Genomic DNA, 15,973 nt, shown 5'->3' with positions numbered 1-15,973 from the left:
CGCCCCCCCACTACAAACACCCGCAAGGCTAAGCCACCAAACACCCAAAAAACCCCCCCCCCCCCCCCCACCCCCCCCCTTCCCCCCCCCCTCCCCCCCCCCCCCCCCCACCACCGGGTCAGCGCTGCGCGTCGAGCTTGGCGAGTTCGGCTTCGTCCTCGGCGCCGAACTGGTCTTCCAGCTGCTCGGGGGAGGCGTCGACGTCGATCTGGGCCAGCGGCACGCCACGCGCACTGGAGATCGCGCCGAGGCGGCGGGTCGCGCGGTCCGAGGCGTAGGCCGTGAGCTCGTCCTTGTCCAGCTCGAAGGGCAGCGCCTCGGGCGCGTCCTCCGGCTTCCACTGGACCTGGGCGATGGCGTGCGGCAGCAGCTTGGCCATCTGGTCCTGCACCACGTCCCAGTTGCGCTCGTCGGCGGCCACGTGGCGGCGGCAGGTGAACGTGCCCCACGCCATGTGGCGGCGCTCGTCATCGCCGATGCGCCGGATGACCTGCTGCATGCCGGGCAGGATGCCGCGGCTGACGCAGATCTTGTGCCAGGCGTAGTAGCCGGTCAGGGCCAGGGTGCCCTCGACCACGTGGTTGTAGGTGACCGACGCGCGCACCTGGTTCTCCGGGCTCGGGTCGGCGTGCAGGGCGTGCAGCGATTCGGGCAGCGCCCGGTAGAAGATCTCGCGGTAGCCGGGGTTCTCCTCGACGAGTCCGTGCAGGTCGTCGGTGAGCCCGATGGCGTCCAGCCACAGCCGGAAGACCTGGGTGTGCTTGGCCTCCTCGAACACGAACTGCGTCAGGTACATCTCGTCGCCGAACCGGCCTTCGGCGGCCATCGCGGACACGAACGGCTGGAGGTCCTGCGTCACGGCTTCCTCGCCGGCGATGAACTGCGCGCACAGGCCCGCCACGCTGCGCTGCTCGGCCTCGTCGAGCCGCTGCCAGTCTTCGGCGTCCTTGCTGAAGTCGATGTCGGCGGGGTTCCAGAACTTGGCGTTGCCCTTGTTGAACAGCCGCAGCGGTAGCGAGTCCCAGTTCAGGCCGCTGGCCTTCAGTGAGTGGAAACCTTCGCGGTGGGCGGGGTGCGCGGTGGTGCTCGTCATTGAACGACTCCAGCTCGCCAAATTGTGAGGAATATTATGCTCGTGATTTTCGGTACTGCGCAGTTTCGAGTCAAGGGGGCGCGCGTCCCCCGAACGTAGGGTGGTGCGCGTGGCAGAACAGCGCAGCGCGCCGGTGGTCGGCTTCGACCTGGACATGACCCTGATCGATCCGCGGCCGGGCGTGGTCCGCGCGATCGAAGCCCTGAACGAGGAGTTCGCGTTGTCGCTGGACGGCGAGGCGTTCGCGGCGCACCTGGGGCCGCCGCTGGCCGACACGATGCGCGGTTACGGCTTCGACGAGCCGATGGTCGAGCGGCTCGTCGGCCACTTCCGCGAGATCTACCCGTCCGTGGTGGTCGGGCTGACCAAGCCGATGCCGGGCGCCGAGCGGGCGCTGGACGCGGTCCGCGAAGCGGGCGGGCGGGCCCTGGTGATCACCGGGAAGTACGAGCCGAACGCGGCCCTGCACCTGAAGGCGTTCGGCTGGGACGTCGACCGGCTCGCCGGCGACGTCTTCGCCGCGGCGAAGGGCGAAGTGCTGCGCGAGGAGGGCGCGACGATCTACGTGGGCGACCACCTCGGCGACGTCGTCGGCGCGAAGGCCGCAGGGGCGGTCGCGGTCGGCGTGGCCACCGGGCCCTACGGCGCCGACGAGCTGGTGGAAGCCGGCGCCGACGTCGCGCTGCGCGACCTCACCGAGTTCCCGGCATGGCTCGCGCAGCTGTGAATCAACGCTTGCGGCTGCGCAGGACCGTGGCGATCACGCCGAAGATCAGCCCGGCAGGGCACAGCAGGGTCGCGAGGTTGAGCCAGATCGGCATGTTCTCGTAGCCGGCGGCGAACAGCGCGAAGATCGCGATGATCGCCAGCAGTCCCAGCCCGAACAGGATCATCGACGCCGGGAGGATCACGGACCTGGGCGTAGCGGCTGCCATGCTGAGCAGCGTATTCAGCGACTGGGCCGAGTGCCGCAGCGGGCCTTGGTCGATAAGGACGGGTGTTATCGGCTGGGTACGCGGTACGCTTGCTGTGACGCGTCCCGGCGCGCCCGACTGCGCGGCGTTTTCGGGGCGCTTTCGTCGTGCCGGGGCCATTAGGTTCCGCTCGGCGGACAGCCAGAGGGACGACGAGGACCCGGAGACCGGGCCAGCGCATTCGACAGGGAACGGTGAGGACAGTGCCGACCGGCAGGGTCAAGTGGTTCGACGCGGAGAAGGGCTTCGGCTTCCTGACCCAGGACGGCGGGGAGGACGTTTACGTGCGGTCCTCGGCGCTGCCGTCGGGTGTGGAGGCGCTCAAGACGGGCCAGCGCGTCGACTTCGACATGGCGCAGGGGCGCCGCGGTCCGCAGGCCCTCAAGGTCAAGCTGTTGGACCCGCTGCCGTCGGTGGCGGAGGCGCACCGGCGGTCCGCCGACGAACTGCACGGCATGGTCGAGGACATGATCAAGCTCCTGGAGCTGAAGATCCAGCCCGATCTGCGCCGCGGCCGCTACCCGGACCGCAAGATGTCGAAGCGGATCGGCGAGGTCGTGCGCGCGGTCGCTCGGGAGCTGGACCCGGGCAGCAACTGACAGACCACGAAGGCCGGGCGCATCGCGGTGCGCCCGGCTTTTTATGTCTTTCGTCAGGGGTGGTGGTGGTCGGTCGGCAGATCCGGCCGGGGTGTCCTGATCCATAGGTTCACCTGCATGAAAGCCAAGATCATCGCGCTCGCGGTGGCCATCGGGGTCTCGATCGGCCCCGCCACCGCACACGCCGCGGCCGAACCGACCGCACCGGCCATCGACGACTACCTGACCCGCGCGCTGGAATCCACCTACATGCCCGGGTTCTCGGTGGTGGTCACCAAGGACGACAGGATCGTGCACGCCGCCGGTTACGGCCACGATTCCGACGGGCGGCCGGTCACCGCCGACACCCCGATGCGGGTCGCGTCGGTCAGCAAGTCGTTCACGGCCATGGCGGTCATGACCCTGGTCGACGAGGGCAAGATCGCGCTGGACCGGCCGGTCGTCGAGCAGCTGCCCGGGTTCGCCATGGCCGATCCGCGCTTCCACGAGGTCACCGTCCGGCACCTGCTGAACCAGACTTCCGGTTTCTCCGACCGCACCATCGACATCAACGCGCTGGAGGACGCGGGCTCGCTCGCCGAGTACACCTCGCGGCTGAGCACCGGCTCGCTGGCCGCCGAACCGGGCACGCACTGGGAGTACTGCAACGTCAACTACGACCTTGCGGCCCGGCTCGTCGAGGTCGCCGGCGGCCAGACCTTCGACGACTACATGCAGCAGCACGTGTTCGACCCTCTCGGGATGAGCCGCAGCGCGCTTCGCGATGAGGTCGTCCGGCCCGCCAACGGCTACAACTCGCTGTTCGGTGCGTGGCTCTCCCGCCCGGAGCTGCCCGGATTCCTCGACGGCAGCGGTGGTGGCGGCGTCATCACCACCGCCGCCGACATGGGGAAGTGGCTGATCACGCAGGGCGGCCACGGGCGTCAGCTCGTCGCACCGGAGAGCCTGCGCGCCATGCACAGCCCTTCCGGCGTGCACGAATACGGCATGGGCTGGGGCGTTGACAAGCCTGCCGACGGCCCGGAAAGGCTGGTGCACGACGGGAACCTGTTCACCTACGCCGCGACGGAGATGATCATCCCGGAGACCGGTTACGGCTTCGCAGTCATGGCCAACAACGCTTCCCTCAACGGCGACTACTACGGCATCCTCACCGGGCTGGTGGCGCTGAGCGAGGGGAAGACGCCCGAGGTGCCCGGCGGCACGCGGCAGCAGTTCGAGCTGGTGCTGGGCCTGATCGGGCTGGCGGCCGTGGGGCTGGGCGTGCTCGGCGCGGTGCGTTCTCGTCGCTGGGCGGCCAAGCGCGCCGGGCGGCCGGTTTGGCGGATCGCGTTGCGGCTGGTGCCGGTGCTGCTCCCGGTCGCGGTCTTCCTGGCCTACCCGAGCCTGATCTCGTTCATCAGCAACGGCCGCACGGTCAGCTGGGCGCAGTTGACGTACTTCCCGCTGCCCTTGACGGTCGTGCTCCTGGTTGCGGCGCTCGCAGGGCTCAGCACCGCGGCGTTCCGGCTGCTGAGGCTGCGCGCCGTAAGGTCGTCCGGGTGAGGAACGGCGCGGCACTGCTGGTCATCGCCGGGGTGTGCGCGCTCGTCGGTTACGGGCTCGACGCCGAGGTGTGGCGGCTGTTGCTGCTCGTGGCGCTGGCCGTGGTGGGTTACCTCCACGGCCGGCACCTGCCGGTTCGCCGCGGCTGGGCCTGGCTCTCGGTCGCCGCGCTGGGCGGGGTCGTCGGCGCGGTCGTGGACTTCTGGGCAGGCTTCAGCTCCCTGCTGTGCCTGACCGTTTTCGTGGTCCTGCCGTGGCTGGCCGGGCAGTTCCGGCGGCAGCAGGCCGAGTTGATCGTCGCCGGTCAGCAGCGGGTCGAGCAGATGGAGCGGGAGCAGGAGTTCGTCGCCGAGCGCGCGAGGCTGCGGGAACGCGCCCGGATCGCCGCGGACATGCACGACTCGCTCGGCCACGACCTGGCGTTGATCGCGCTGCGCGCCGGATCCCTCGAACTGGCCCCGGAAATGACCGAAGCCAACCAGCAAGCGGCCGCCGAGCTGCGCGCCACGGCGGTCGCCGCCACCGACCGGCTCCGGCAGACGATCGGGATGCTGCGGGAGAACGGCACCCCAAGCGTCGAGCCGCCGGACGAGTCGGTGGAGGCGCTGGTCGACCGCGCGCGCAGCGCCGGGATGGCGGTGTCGCTGCTGCGCAGCGGCGAGCCGCTCGCGGTGCCGCCGGAGGTGGACCGCGCAGCGCACCGGGTGGTGCAGGAGGCGTTGACCAACGCCGCCCGCTACGCACCCGGGGCGGAGGTGACCGTGCGGGTCGAGCGAATTCCCAACGGGCTCAACGTCATCGTGCGAAACTCGGCCGTCGACGCGCCGCCCGTGCTCGACGGCGGAAACGGCAGCGGGCTGTTGGCGCTGGCAGAGCGGGTCCGGTTGCTCGGCGGGACCTTCCGGGCCGAGCCCGGCGACGGCTTCACCGTGACCGCTCGGCTGCCCTGCCCGGCCGTGCCCGCGACGAAGGAAGACGAATGATCCGCGTGCTGTTGGCCGACGACGAGGCCATGATCCGCGCCGGGGTCCGGTCGATCCTGGCGACCGACCCGGAGATCGACGTGGTCGCCGAGGCCGAGGACGGGCGGCAGGCCATCGAACTGGCCGCCGAGCACCGACCGGACGTCGTCCTGCTGGACATCCGGATGCCCCGGCTCGACGGGCTCGCCGCCGCCGAGGAACTGGCCCGCGCGCAGCCGGAGGTCAAGGTCGTCGTGCTCACCACCTTCGACGAGGACGAGTTCGTGGCGCGGGCGCTCGGCGACGGAGCCCGCGGATTCCTGCTCAAGGCCGCCGATCCGCGCGAACTCCTCATCGGCGTCCGCGCCGTGGCCAACGGCGCGGCGTACCTGTCGCCCCGGATCGCGCAGCGGGTGATCGCCGGGATGCGCGGCGGCCAGGCCGCCCGGCGAACCGCCGCCCGCGACCGGGTGGCGACCCTGACCCCGCGGGAACGCGAGGTGCTGGCGCTGGTCGGCGCGGGACTGTCCAATCAGGACATCGCGCGGCGGCTGTTCCTGGCCGAAGGCACCGTCAAGGCGCACGTCAGCACGATCCTGCAACGCCTGTCCGCGAACAACCGCGTCCAGGCCGCGATCACCGCGTACGAGGCCGGGCTGGTCGACGACTGAAACGGCCGCCGGATGTCACTGCTGGACGTTCAGGATCCAGCTGCCGCCGATGCCGAAGTCGACGCCGCCGTCGGCGCCGGGCGTCAGCACCGCCGAGAACTTCTGGACCTCCACGTGCTCCAACCGGCCGCCGTCCGGCGGCATCTGCAGCGTGTAGGCGTGCTGCGAGTCGGGCGGGAAGACCTGGCTGCGGCCGTCCAGCTCCTCGCCGCTCAGCCCGCGGTAGATGAACACCACCTGCCACGGCGCCGCCGCGACCTCACCGGGGACCGAGATCTGCAGCGGGCTGCGGTCGGGCACCCGCAGATCGCCGACCGGGTTCTCCGGCGGCGTCACGCAGTTCTGCCCCGTCGCGTCGCAGTACTGGGCGGGGTTGACGGTCACCGAGTTCCCGTGGGAGTAGAAGGTGACCTGCGGTTCGCTGGGGGCGGCACAACCGGTGGCGAGCGCGATGCCCGCCACCGCCAGCAGCGGCTTCAGTCCACGATGCACGGTTCGAGCCTACGACTTGGTCCGTAATCGCGCGGTGGCCGGTGTGGACCGGCGCGGGAGGCGTGGCAGCAGCGTGCCACCACGGCCGGCCACGATCGTCTGCGCCAGCATCAGCGCCAGCGCGGCGGAGACCACCGCGAACCCGATCCAGTAGACGGGTGGCAGCAGGACGCCCAGCGCGCCGCCGAAGACCCAGCTGAGCTGCAAGATCGTCTCGGACCGGCCGAACGCCGAGGCCCGCGACTGCTCCGGCATGTCGTGCTGGATCACCGCGTCCAGGCAGACCTTGGCCAGTGCGCTGGCCGTCGCGCCGACCAGGCCGACCACCACCGCGAGCGGGAACCCGGCCAGCACTGCCGCGCACACCGCGACCGCCAGCGCGCTGCCCAGGCAGGCGATGATCACCCGGTCCGGCTTGCCGAAGTGCATCTTCGAGCCCAGCCCGTTGCCGAGGAAGCTGCCGACCCCGGCCGCGCCGCCGATCAGGCCGAGCAGCACCAGCTGCATGAACGGCTCGTGCTGGGTGCTCTGCTTGATCACGAACGCCGCGAACAGCGTCAGGAACCCGGTGAGCAGCCGGATGCCGCCGTTGCCCCACAGCGCCACCACCACGTGCCCGCTCAGCGGAACCTTCTTGGTTTGCGCCGGGTTCGAGCCGATCGACGTCGGAACCTCGCCCTCGGTGCTCTCCACCCAGCCCGGGATCCGCAGGCACAGCCACACGCCGCCGGCCGCCATCGCTGCCATGAACCACAGCGCGCCCTCGGAACCCAGCAGCCAGGCGAAGCCGGACGCGATCGCGCCGAAGATCCCGCCCGCGGCCATGCCGAACGCGGTCAACCGGGAGTTGGCCTTGGTCAGCGTGATCTGCGTCGGCAGCACCCGCGGCGTCATCGCCGCCTTGAGCACGCCGAAGGACTTCGACAGCACCATGCAGCCCAGCGCCGCCGGGTAGAGCAGCCAGCTGTTGAAGTTCAGCGCCATCACGGCCGCGAGCAGCACGCGGATCGCGAACGACGCGGCGAGCGCGAAGCGGCGGCCCTGCTGCAGCCGGTCCAGCGCCGGGCCGATCACCGGGGCGATCACCGCGAACGGCGCGACCGTGATCAGCAGGTAGAGCGCGACCTTGTCCTTGCTCTCGCCGGTGGCGGCGGAGAAGAACAGGGTGTTGGCCAGCGCGACCGCCATCGCGGCGTCCACCGCGTAGTTGCCCATCACGGCGTAGGTGAACTTCGCGAGCCCGGACCGGTCGGCGCCGTCGGCGTGCGCGAGCGAGAAGAACATCCGCATCGCGCGTTGCGTCAGGTCCCGGCTGCGCCACGCGGCGACCCGGGTGACCGTCAGCTTCCGGGGCGGTGCCGTGCCCCGGGGCTGTTCGGGTTCGGGTTCTTCCTCTGCCCGGCCGGGGTGGTCTTCGGGCAGCGGCGGCAACCGCCGGCCGTGGCTGCGCGGCCGGGCGTAGTCCGGATCGTCCTCCCACGGATACCGCCGGTCGGCCCGCTGCTCGCCCCTGCTCGACGCCTCGAACCGGTGCTCGGCGCGCTGCGGCTCGTCGCGCTGTTCCGAGCCGTGCTCGGGCGGCGCCTCCCGGCCGCCTTCGGCGTACCAGCCGCGCTTGCCGCGCTGCCCGGCGCCCCAGCCCGATCGGCCGCGCGAGGCGTCCGACCGCTGGTCGTGGCGTCGCAAACCCATACCGTTCATACTGCCTCACCCGCCTCCGGCCGTTCGGGCGTCCGCCGGATTTCGGCGGTCCCGCGAATAAAGAGGACGGAACAGGCCCGCCAGATACACCTGGACACCATCGAGCGACATAAACGGCCCGAAACCACCCCGTCAGGGTGAGCAAGGGCGGCGGATCAGGCCGGTGTGAGGCGCCAGTAGCCGTAGGGGTTGAAGAAGATGTCCTCGTCGTCGTAGCGGTCGCACGACTGCTGCCGCAGCAGCCAGCGCGGCGAGTCCTCGGTGAGGCGGAAGCCCTCGCCGTCGCGGATCTCCGCCGCCCGCGGCTCTGTCAGCAGGTAGCCCGCCAGGCCGTCGATCAGCTCCACCCACTCGCCGAGCCGGTTCTCGTCCCGCAGCCCCTCGGCCTCCAGCTCCACGTCGGGCACCCCGAGCAGGTGCATGCCGCAGGTGTGGAGCACCTCGCCGCTGTAGATCGGCCGCTTCACCCAGGCCTGGCGGAGGACATCGGGCTCCGCGGCGTCCGCGGCCAGCGCCAGCCACGTCTCCCGGCCGTGGGCGAGACCGCTGCTCTCGCTCTTGATCGCGGTGGCGCCGCAACGCTCGAACAGCTCCGCCGCCACCGCCAGCATCCGCTCGGAGATGAAGGAGGCGTGCTCCTGCCCGCCCTTCGCGAGCACGTACGCGACCGAGTCGTGCTCGTCGACCGCGGTCCAGTCGTCGTCGGTGAAGGTCAACTGCGCGAGGCAGGCCTCGAACGCGTCGGGCATCCGCGGGTCGTGCTCGTGCTCCGACGACTCCCGGTCCAGCGAGAAGAACGGCCCGCCGAACGTGCGGGCGGCCGCCTCGACCACGTCGAAGTCCATGCCGGTGCCGAGCACGCAGAGCACGTGCAGCGGCTCCACCAGGTCGTCTTGATCATCCATGCGGCGACCGTACTAACGATCACGCCGGGACGAAGCGAACTCGGAAAATCGTCGGCCAGTACTTGCCGGTGAGCAGGAACTCGTCGGTGCCCGGGATCGCGGCGATGCCGTTGAGCACGTCGGTGCCCGCCCGCTCCCAGGAGCTCAGCAGCCCGGACGCGTCCGCCACCGCGGTCACCTGCCCGGTCGCCGGGTCGATGCGCAGGATCTCGTCGCTGCCCCAGACGTTGGCCCAGACCTGGTCGCCGACGCACTCCAGCTCGTTGAGCTTCTCCACCGCGGATCCGCCGCGCCGCACGTCGACGCCGCCGATGGGCGCGAACGTCGCCGGGTCCCGGAAGGTGAGCCGGTCGCTGCCGTCGCTCATGACCAGCCGCGCCCCGTCGAAGCACAGGCCCCATCCCTCACCCGTGTACTCCACACGGCGGAGCTCGTCCAGCGTCTTCCGATCTCGCTCCAGCGCAACCCCTTCCTGCCAGGTGAGCTGCCAGATACGGTCACCCGTGACGGTGATGCCCTCACCGAAGAGCTCGGCCGGGAGCCGGGCTTCGCGGCGCACCTCGCCGGTGGCGAGATCGGTGGCGCGGAGCAGCGACGAACCGCGCAGGCCGGTGCCTTCGTAGAGGGTGCCGGCGGCGAGTTCGAGGCCCTGAGTGAATGAGGAGCGGTCGTGCGGGAGCACGGAGATCACCTCCGCTCGGAGGTGTGGCAGGCTTCCCGCGTGCCCAACGCCCTGATCGGTTTGCTCGCGGTCGTCCTGGCCGTCGTGTTGCGCTGGTACCTGCGGCGCGCACGCCACCAACCCCAGCCCGATGGCGAGCACCCAGCCGCACAGACAACGTCGAGTCGGGAGGAGTCGCACCCCGAAAGCTTGACACGGGCGGCGGCAGCGACGACCACGTACGGCACAATCGAGCATGTGACGCCTATGCCTGCTCCGATGACCAGCCCAGGCGCGGATGCCCCGTTCGAGGACATCGGGCACCCTGTGCCCGTGCCGCCGAACCCGGAGCTCGCCGCCGCCGAGGACGTCGCGCGAGCTGCGGCGGAGGAAGAGGCGCGGCCCGGGGACGACCCGATCGGCTCGCCGGTGCTGACCCTGGACACCGAGGCCGGCGCCTCGGTGGGGGCGCACGTCGGGATCGAAGCCGAGGGCCCGCACGCGGTCACGCACTACTTCGAGTCGAACTACCCGGGTTACGTCGGGTGGCGCTGGGCGGTCACGGTCGCCAGCGTCGGCCCGGGCGAGCCGGTGACCGTCAGCGAGGTCGTGCTGCTGCCCGGCCCGAGCGCGCTGACCGCGCCGGAATGGGTGCCGTGGAACCAGCGGGTGCGCCCCGGTGATCTCGGCGCGGGTGACCTGCTGCCGACCACCGCGGACGACCCGCGGCTGGCGCCCGGCTACCTGACCAGCGACGACCCCGCGGTCGAGGAGGTCGCCCACGAGGTCGGCCTGGGCCGCAAGCGGGTGCTCAGCCTGGAGGGCCGGCTGGAGGCCGCGGACCGCTGGCACAACGGCGAGTTCGGGCCGCGCGCCGACATCGCCAAGCTGGCCCCGGGGGCCTGCGGCACCTGCGGTTTCTTCCTGAAGCTGGCGGGTTCGATGGGCGGCGCGTTCGGCGTCTGCGCCAACGAGCTCGCGCCCGCCGACGGTCGCGTGGTCAGCGTCGAGTTCGGTTGCGGCGCGCATTCGGAGGTCGAGGTGGACACCTCGTCGACGGTGCCGGTGGCCGAGGTCGTCTACGACGACGCCACCCTGGACTTCGAGCCGCGCGGGTGAGCGGAGCGGACCCGTTCGGTACGGCCGAGCTTCGGCGGGCCGTGCTGCAGTCCTGGGAGTCTTCGCCGACCCGGTTCCGCGAGGACGCCAACGCCGAGGAAGACCTCAGGCTCGGCGGCTACCGCGACCGGCTGCTGGTCGAGTTGGCGCAGAACGCCGCAGATGCGGCGGGCGCCGACGGCGTGCTGCGCGTCGAGCTCGTCGGCCGTGAGCTGCGGATCGCAAACACCGGGTCGCCGCTGACCGCGGAGGGCGTGGCGGGCCTGGCTTCGCTGCGCGCGTCGGCCAAGCGCGAGGGCGCCTCGGTCGGCCGGTTCGGCGTCGGGTTCGCCGCGGTGTTGGCGGTGTCCGACGAGCCGCAGATCGTGTCGACGTCCGGCGGCGTTGCGTTCTCCGCCGAGCGGACCAGGGAAGCGGCGGCGGAGCTGCCGGGCCCGGCGGAGGAGCTGGCGGCGCGGGAAGGCACGGTGCCGGTGCTGCGGCTGCCGTGGGCGGTCGTCGACGAGCCGCCCGCGGGCTTCGACACCGAGGTGCGGTTGCCGCTGCGCCCCGACGTGGTCACGGACGCGCTGATGGCGGCGTTCACCGACCAGGCCCCGGATCTGCTGATCGCGCTGCCCGCGCTGACCGAGATCCGGATCGGCGAGAAGACCTGGCGGCGTGTGGACGAAGGCGCCGATCGGCTGGTCGTGCACGGCCCCACCCGCAGCGACCGGTGGCTCGTGCACCGCGCGACGGGCACGTTGAGCGAGACGGCGCTGGCCGGTCTTGGCGTCGAGGCCCGGCACGCCACGGAGTGGCGCGTGACCTGGGCGGTGCCGCTGGACGACGACGGCACGCCGATCCCGCTGGCCGAAGACGTGCTGCACGCGCCGACACCGACCGAGGAGCGGCTGTCGCTGCCCGCCCGGTTGCTGGCGAGCGTGCCGGTGGAGCCGGACCGGCGGCGGGTGGCGGCGTCGGCCGCCACGGACGCGGTGCTGACGTTCGCCGCCGAGTGCTATCCCGGGCTGGTCGGCAAGATCGCCGTGGAGCACCGGACGGCGCTGGTGCCGCTGCCGGGCTTCCCGCTGTCCGATGTGGACGACAAGCTGCGGCAGGGCGTGAACGACCGGCTGCGGGTCGCGGCGTGGCTGCCCGCGGCGAACGGGAACCTGGTGGCGCCGCTGGAATCCCGGGTCCTCGAATACATCTCGCCGGAGCTCGCCGAGCTGCTCAAGGACGTGATCCCGGGCCTGCTCACGGCTGAGCTGGCGGATGCCCGGCACCGCAGGTCGCTGCACGTGCTGGAGGTCCGGCGGCTCGCCGCGGCGGAGATCGTCGACGCGGTCACCGGCCTGCAGCGTCCGCCGCAGTGGTGGTACAGCTTCTACGACGCGCTGGTCCCGATCGAGAGCGCGGATCCCGTGGCGCGCGAGGAGTTCTCCGCGCTGCCGGTGCCGCTGGCGGACGGCCGCACGGTGACGGGCGTGCGGGATGTCCTGCTCAGCCACCGGGACGCGGACCTGGACCCGGCGGCGCTGCTGTCCACTCTGGACATCTCGGGGCTGCGCATCGCGCACCCCGATGCGACGCATCCGCTGCTGGAGAAGCTCGGCGCGCACCCGGCCGGCCCGGCGGAGCTGCTCGACGCCCCGTCGCTGGAGGAGGCGGTGCGCAGCAGCGTCTCCGACGCGCGAGCCGGAGCGGACGTGCGGCCGTTGGCGGAGGCGGTGTTGCGGCTGGTCGCGAGCGCGCAGCCGCGCGACTGGTTGGGCGCGCTGGCGCTGCCGGACGCGAACGGCGACCTCCGCCGCGCGGACGAACTCCTGCTGCCCGACGCGGCGCTGCTGGAGGTCATCGACGCCGAGTACATCGGTGCGGACGGGCCGCTCGCGGTGCTGGACGAGGCATTCGCCGCCGACCGGCCCGCGGAGCTGCTGCGGGCGATCGGCGTGCTGGACGACTTCGCGGTGCACGTCGAGGAAGACCCGGTCGAAGCGGACGACGACTTCCCGGACTCGCGCCACTGGTGGGCGGAGCAGGAAGCCGCGCAGCCCGAGAACTGGCCACCGGCCAGGTTCATCGGAATCCGGGACCTGGACCTGGTCGCAGACGACTGCTGGCCGGCGGCGATCCGCCTGCTGGTGCGGAATCCGGAAACCCTGCGCGCCCTGCGCGAACCGAACAGCTACTCGGCCTGGTGGATCGCGCGCTACGCGCTGCTCGCAGGCCAGCCGCCCCGGCACTGGCGCCTCGCGGCTGCTGGGGAGCTGGCGGGCCTCTTCGACGCGGTGCCCGACGTCGGCCTCGACGACGAGCAGCTGAGGATCACGGGCGTGCGCAGCGAGCTCGTCATCGACGATTCCGACGACGCTGCGGACCTGCTGGAACGCCTCGGCGACCCGGATCGCCCCGTGCGCGCCGGAACTGCGCTGCGCGCGCACCAGGCGCTGGCGGACGCGGTCGCGTCAGGTGTCGTCGACCCCGCCGAGATCGATCTCCCGGAGATGGTGCGATCGGTGTCGGGCGCGGTGGTCAGCACCGGGCGAGCGGTGGTCCTCGACGAGCCGTGGATGCTGGGCGTGCTGGAAGCGCCGCTGGTGATCGCGGGCGGCAGCCCGGACCAGTTCGACGCGGAATCCCTGGCGGAACTCCTGGATCTGCCGCTGGCATCGGAAGAGAACACGATGCAGGTGGTGGACGAGGGCCGTGCCCAGAGCTGGCCGGAGGTGGCGCGCGTCCCGGCGGCGTGCGAGCTGCTCGGGATCGCGGTGCCGACCGGGGAGGTCAGGCTCCACGACACGCTGCGAGTCCGGTCGTCGACGGGGGAGCAGCGGGTGCACTGGTGGGTCGACAGGACGGGGAAGGTCCACGCGGAGCGAACCCCGGACGGCCTGGCCCGAGCCCTGGCCTGGGCATCGGGGTCCTGGCACGAGAGGTTCGCCCTAACGGCCCTGCTGGCGGATCCGGAAGCGGCAACCCTCCTGCGCTGAGCGCTTCACCCGAAGCGCTCAGCCTTGACGGCAGCTAAGAAAACACCCCAAGCCTGAGGCCGGAAGGCCAAGGTCCCACCATCCCGATCCTTGGTGTCCCGAACCCCGACGACGCCGGGCCCTGAGCCGACCTCGACGCAGTCGCTTTCCTCGCCGCTGTAGCTGGACTTTCGCCAGTTAGTGACCGGAGACATGGCGCTCCTCCATCTTCTTCGCATACGTAGCGATGAGCTTGGCAGATTCGGAAGGGCTCAACGCTGCTTTGGCCAGACTAGCCACGGACTCGACGAACGGGGAAGTCTCGGCCGGGTCGTCCAGGAACGCTCCAACACGCCGGTGCTCCAGATGGACGACCGTTCGTTGCCGGTGGAACTCCATGATCAGCTGGTTGCCGTTCAGGGCAACGTGTGCACCCAGATCGAAAGGGATTATCTGGATTTTGATGTGCGGCCGACGCGTCATGCGCTCGATGTGCCTGAGTTGATCTGCCATCACATCGGTACCCCCGACTGGACGATGCAGGACAGACTCATCGATGAGTGCGTGGAACTCCGCTGGCTTCTTTCCGGTTAGGACGGTCTGTCGCCCCATGCGCAGCGAGACCCTGGATTCGACGTCGCTGTCCTTGAGGCCGCCAGTGACCATGATCGCCCGGCTGTAGTCGGCGATCTGAAGCAAGCCAGGTACAAGACCAAGTGACACGTTAGTGATCTTGGTTGCGCTCCGCTCGAACTCCAGCAGGGCAACGAGTTGCTGTGGCAGTCCTGGGTTTCCCACTTCCCACCAGTGCGGCTTGTGCGCGTCCTCAGCGAGTTCAAGGATGCGCGTTCGCTTATGCCCCTTGATGCCGAGTGTTCCCAGGATGATTGCTATCTCAGTTTCTGAAGGAACCTTGGCTCCGACCTCGATCCGGCCGAGCGTCGCCCTTGACCAATCGCACTGCTCCGCCAGTTCCTCCAGTCGCAGGCCAGCTTCCTTTCGGAGCTTGCGAATCTCGGCACCCAGCCCCCGTGAACGTGCAGTTGTCATATGCCCACGCTATTTCAGGGCCTGAGATTGCGCCATTACACATAACGGTGAACCAGCTTGATCGGTTAAAGCTGGACCGGTCTCATCTGATCAGAGACCGCAAAAGGAGGTCCCAGTGTCCGATTACTTGACCTACGTCTGGCGCCCGGTCACGGGAGGCCGCCACGCTTTCCCCATCGCAGCAACGAAAACCCCTACGGGTCTACCGGTGGTGGCGTTCTGCGGAGCGGAAGCAGACGCGGCAGAGCTGCACGATCGCTCCGAAGTGGACTGGATCCGCGAGGACACCTGCATGGACTGCTGGCGGCGCATCACCGCCGGGTGGTCGTGAGTGGCTATGGCCGCTAGAGCAGCCACAACCACTCACGAGCCCTGACCAGCGAAAACATCAACACCAGGGAGAAAAACATGTTCTGGATTCAGCTCAGCACGTTCGTCCTGTTCAACCTGCTGATCCTCGCCATGCTCACCACCCAGATCCCCGCGCGGGCGATTGCCTTCGCGACAACGGGGCAGCACGCGGGAGGCGGCGAAGGTGCCTACACGGTCTGGCACCTCATCGCCGACATCGAAGCCGAAACCCGAGAAGAACACGGGCCGGAACACGAACACCCCCGCATACCACCAGAATTCCCCACCACCGACCCCGACGAACCCACCGGACGCCACCACCTGCGCACCTAAAAGCTCGTGAGTGCTTTGGAGCGCTAGAGCGATCCAAACCACACACGACACCGAGCAGGGCCGGTGCGGTGACCTCCCCCAACCCCCACCCGCACCGGCCCACCCCGGTGACCGGGCGCGATACCCCCGACCCCACGCGCCCGGTCACCGGCCAAAACCCCGCGGCTAAGGAGAACGTGATGACGCGACCGGCGGAGAACGGCCCCGAAGAGCGAGTCGGCTACTGGGCCGCCTTCGGCTACCAGAACCACGTGATCCCGGTCGAAGACCCACGCCGCGAAGGCCGAGACCTGATCGCGCTCTGCGGCGTGATGACGGCCCCCGAAGACATCAGTGCCTGGGACGACCGCCCGACCTGCTCGGTCTGCGCGACCGAAGTCCGGTGTGCCGCAATTTCCATTGAAATCGAACCTTCGATTTCAATGGAAATTGCGGCGCGAGAAGATGGCTCGGGCCAGCCGCACGGTCGTGCATAATCCTGTCCGGCCCGATCTCCGGGCAGTTGGGGGAGTGCTCCGGGTTTTGCGGGGGCACGTTCATGCGAGGGGAGCATGGTCGAGTGA

18 protein-coding genes are annotated in these 15,973 nt (G+C 70.4%); 10 read left to right on the top strand and 8 right to left on the bottom strand.

All coding sequences use genetic code 11. The features are described from left to right. Positions 1-118 precede the first annotated feature (118 nt). A complete protein-coding gene (locus tag AC07FN_RS18475; RefSeq protein WP_478396713.1) occupies positions 119-1,093 on the bottom strand; it encodes a R2-like ligand-binding oxidase in 975 nt (324 codons plus the stop codon). 109 nt (positions 1,094-1,202) lie between these two features. Here AC07FN_RS18475 and AC07FN_RS18470 point away from each other — a divergent pair, with 109 nt between their 5' ends. Then, the gene (locus AC07FN_RS18470; protein WP_478396712.1) at positions 1,203-1,820 is read left to right on the top strand and encodes an HAD family hydrolase; all 618 of its coding nucleotides are present in this window, start codon (positions 1,203-1,205) and stop codon (positions 1,818-1,820) included. Position 1,821: 1 nt separating this feature from the next. Here AC07FN_RS18470 and AC07FN_RS18465 read toward each other — a convergent pair whose 3' ends face one another. Further along, positions 1,822-2,028, bottom strand: a complete 207-nt coding sequence (locus AC07FN_RS18465) for a hypothetical protein (RefSeq protein ID WP_478396711.1) — start codon at positions 2,026-2,028, stop codon at positions 1,822-1,824. A gap of 242 nt (positions 2,029-2,270) precedes the next feature. Between AC07FN_RS18465 and AC07FN_RS18460 the strand changes: the two genes are divergently transcribed. From AC07FN_RS18460 to AC07FN_RS18445, 4 genes are all read left to right on the top strand, one after another. Then, complete coding sequence (locus AC07FN_RS18460) at positions 2,271-2,666, top strand: cold-shock protein (protein WP_358316592.1); 396 nt, start codon at positions 2,271-2,273, stop codon at positions 2,664-2,666. 117 nt (positions 2,667-2,783) lie between these two features. Further along, positions 2,784-4,211, top strand: coding sequence for a serine hydrolase domain-containing protein (locus AC07FN_RS18455; RefSeq protein WP_478396710.1), 1,428 nt, complete (start codon positions 2,784-2,786; stop codon positions 4,209-4,211). After that, complete coding sequence (locus AC07FN_RS18450) at positions 4,208-5,194, top strand: sensor histidine kinase (protein WP_478396709.1); 987 nt, start codon at positions 4,208-4,210, stop codon at positions 5,192-5,194. Before AC07FN_RS18455 ends, AC07FN_RS18450 begins: the two co-directional genes overlap by 4 nt. Then, on the top strand, positions 5,191-5,844 hold the full coding sequence (locus AC07FN_RS18445) for a response regulator (RefSeq protein WP_478396708.1): 654 nt from the start codon (positions 5,191-5,193) through the stop codon (positions 5,842-5,844). Before AC07FN_RS18450 ends, AC07FN_RS18445 begins: the two co-directional genes overlap by 4 nt. Positions 5,845-5,859: 15 nt before the next feature. Here the strand turns inward: AC07FN_RS18445 and AC07FN_RS18440 are convergent, their stop codons facing one another. The 4 genes from AC07FN_RS18440 to AC07FN_RS18425 all read right to left on the bottom strand — a co-directional run bounded on the left by AC07FN_RS18440 (position 5,860) and on the right by AC07FN_RS18425 (position 9,861). Next, positions 5,860-6,336 (bottom strand): DUF2771 family protein, encoded by a 477-nt coding sequence (locus tag AC07FN_RS18440; protein WP_478396707.1) that lies wholly within the window; start codon positions 6,334-6,336, stop codon positions 5,860-5,862. Positions 6,337-6,345: 9 nt separating this feature from the next. Next, positions 6,346-8,028 (bottom strand): MFS transporter, encoded by a 1,683-nt coding sequence (locus AC07FN_RS18435; protein WP_478396706.1) that lies wholly within the window; start codon positions 8,026-8,028, stop codon positions 6,346-6,348. Between the two features lie 164 nt (positions 8,029-8,192). Further along, entirely contained in the window at positions 8,193-8,942 is a 750-nt protein-coding gene (locus AC07FN_RS18430; RefSeq protein WP_478396705.1) for a hypothetical protein, read from the bottom strand. Between the two features lie 19 nt (positions 8,943-8,961). Beyond that, the gene (locus tag AC07FN_RS18425) at positions 8,962-9,861 is read right to left on the bottom strand and encodes a glutaminyl-peptide cyclotransferase (RefSeq protein WP_478396704.1); all 900 of its coding nucleotides are present in this window, start codon (positions 9,859-9,861) and stop codon (positions 8,962-8,964) included. Positions 9,862-9,882: 21 nt separating this feature from the next. On the opposite strand from AC07FN_RS18425, the gene AC07FN_RS18420 reads away from it, so the two are divergent. Continuing rightward, positions 9,883-10,722 carry a DUF3027 domain-containing protein gene (locus tag AC07FN_RS18420; RefSeq protein WP_478396703.1) on the top strand — a complete coding sequence of 280 codons (840 nt, stop codon included), beginning with the start codon at positions 9,883-9,885 and terminating at the stop codon, positions 10,720-10,722. Further along, complete coding sequence (locus AC07FN_RS18415; protein WP_478396702.1) at positions 10,719-13,697, top strand: sacsin N-terminal ATP-binding-like domain-containing protein; 2,979 nt, start codon at positions 10,719-10,721, stop codon at positions 13,695-13,697. Before AC07FN_RS18420 ends, AC07FN_RS18415 begins: the two co-directional genes overlap by 4 nt. Before the next feature lie 5 nt (positions 13,698-13,702). On the opposite strand, the gene AC07FN_RS18410 is transcribed toward AC07FN_RS18415, so the two are convergent. After that, a complete protein-coding gene (locus AC07FN_RS18410; RefSeq protein WP_478396701.1) occupies positions 13,703-13,891 on the bottom strand; it encodes a DUF397 domain-containing protein in 189 nt (62 codons plus the stop codon). Next, a complete protein-coding gene (locus AC07FN_RS18405) occupies positions 13,875-14,726 on the bottom strand; it encodes a helix-turn-helix domain-containing protein (protein WP_478396700.1) in 852 nt (283 codons plus the stop codon). Before AC07FN_RS18405 ends, AC07FN_RS18410 begins: the two co-directional genes overlap by 17 nt. A 115-nt stretch (positions 14,727-14,841) precedes the next feature. Between AC07FN_RS18405 and AC07FN_RS18400 the strand changes: the two genes are divergently transcribed. The 3 genes from AC07FN_RS18400 to AC07FN_RS18390 all read left to right on the top strand — a co-directional run bounded on the left by AC07FN_RS18400 (position 14,842) and on the right by AC07FN_RS18390 (position 15,886). Further along, positions 14,842-15,057 (top strand): HC3 family zinc finger protein, encoded by a 216-nt coding sequence (locus AC07FN_RS18400; protein ID WP_478396699.1) that lies wholly within the window; start codon positions 14,842-14,844, stop codon positions 15,055-15,057. Positions 15,058-15,134: 77 nt separating this feature from the next. Continuing rightward, positions 15,135-15,410, top strand: a complete 276-nt coding sequence (locus AC07FN_RS18395; RefSeq protein WP_478396698.1) for a hypothetical protein — start codon at positions 15,135-15,137, stop codon at positions 15,408-15,410. 179 nt (positions 15,411-15,589) lie between these two features. Continuing rightward, the gene (locus AC07FN_RS18390; protein ID WP_478396697.1) at positions 15,590-15,886 is read left to right on the top strand and encodes a hypothetical protein; all 297 of its coding nucleotides are present in this window, start codon (positions 15,590-15,592) and stop codon (positions 15,884-15,886) included. Positions 15,887-15,973 lie beyond the last annotated feature (87 nt).

The sequence above is a fragment of the Saccharopolyspora sp. NPDC045941 genome (assembly GCF_056431445.1).
This window is presented reverse-complemented; position numbering and strand designations above follow the sequence as displayed.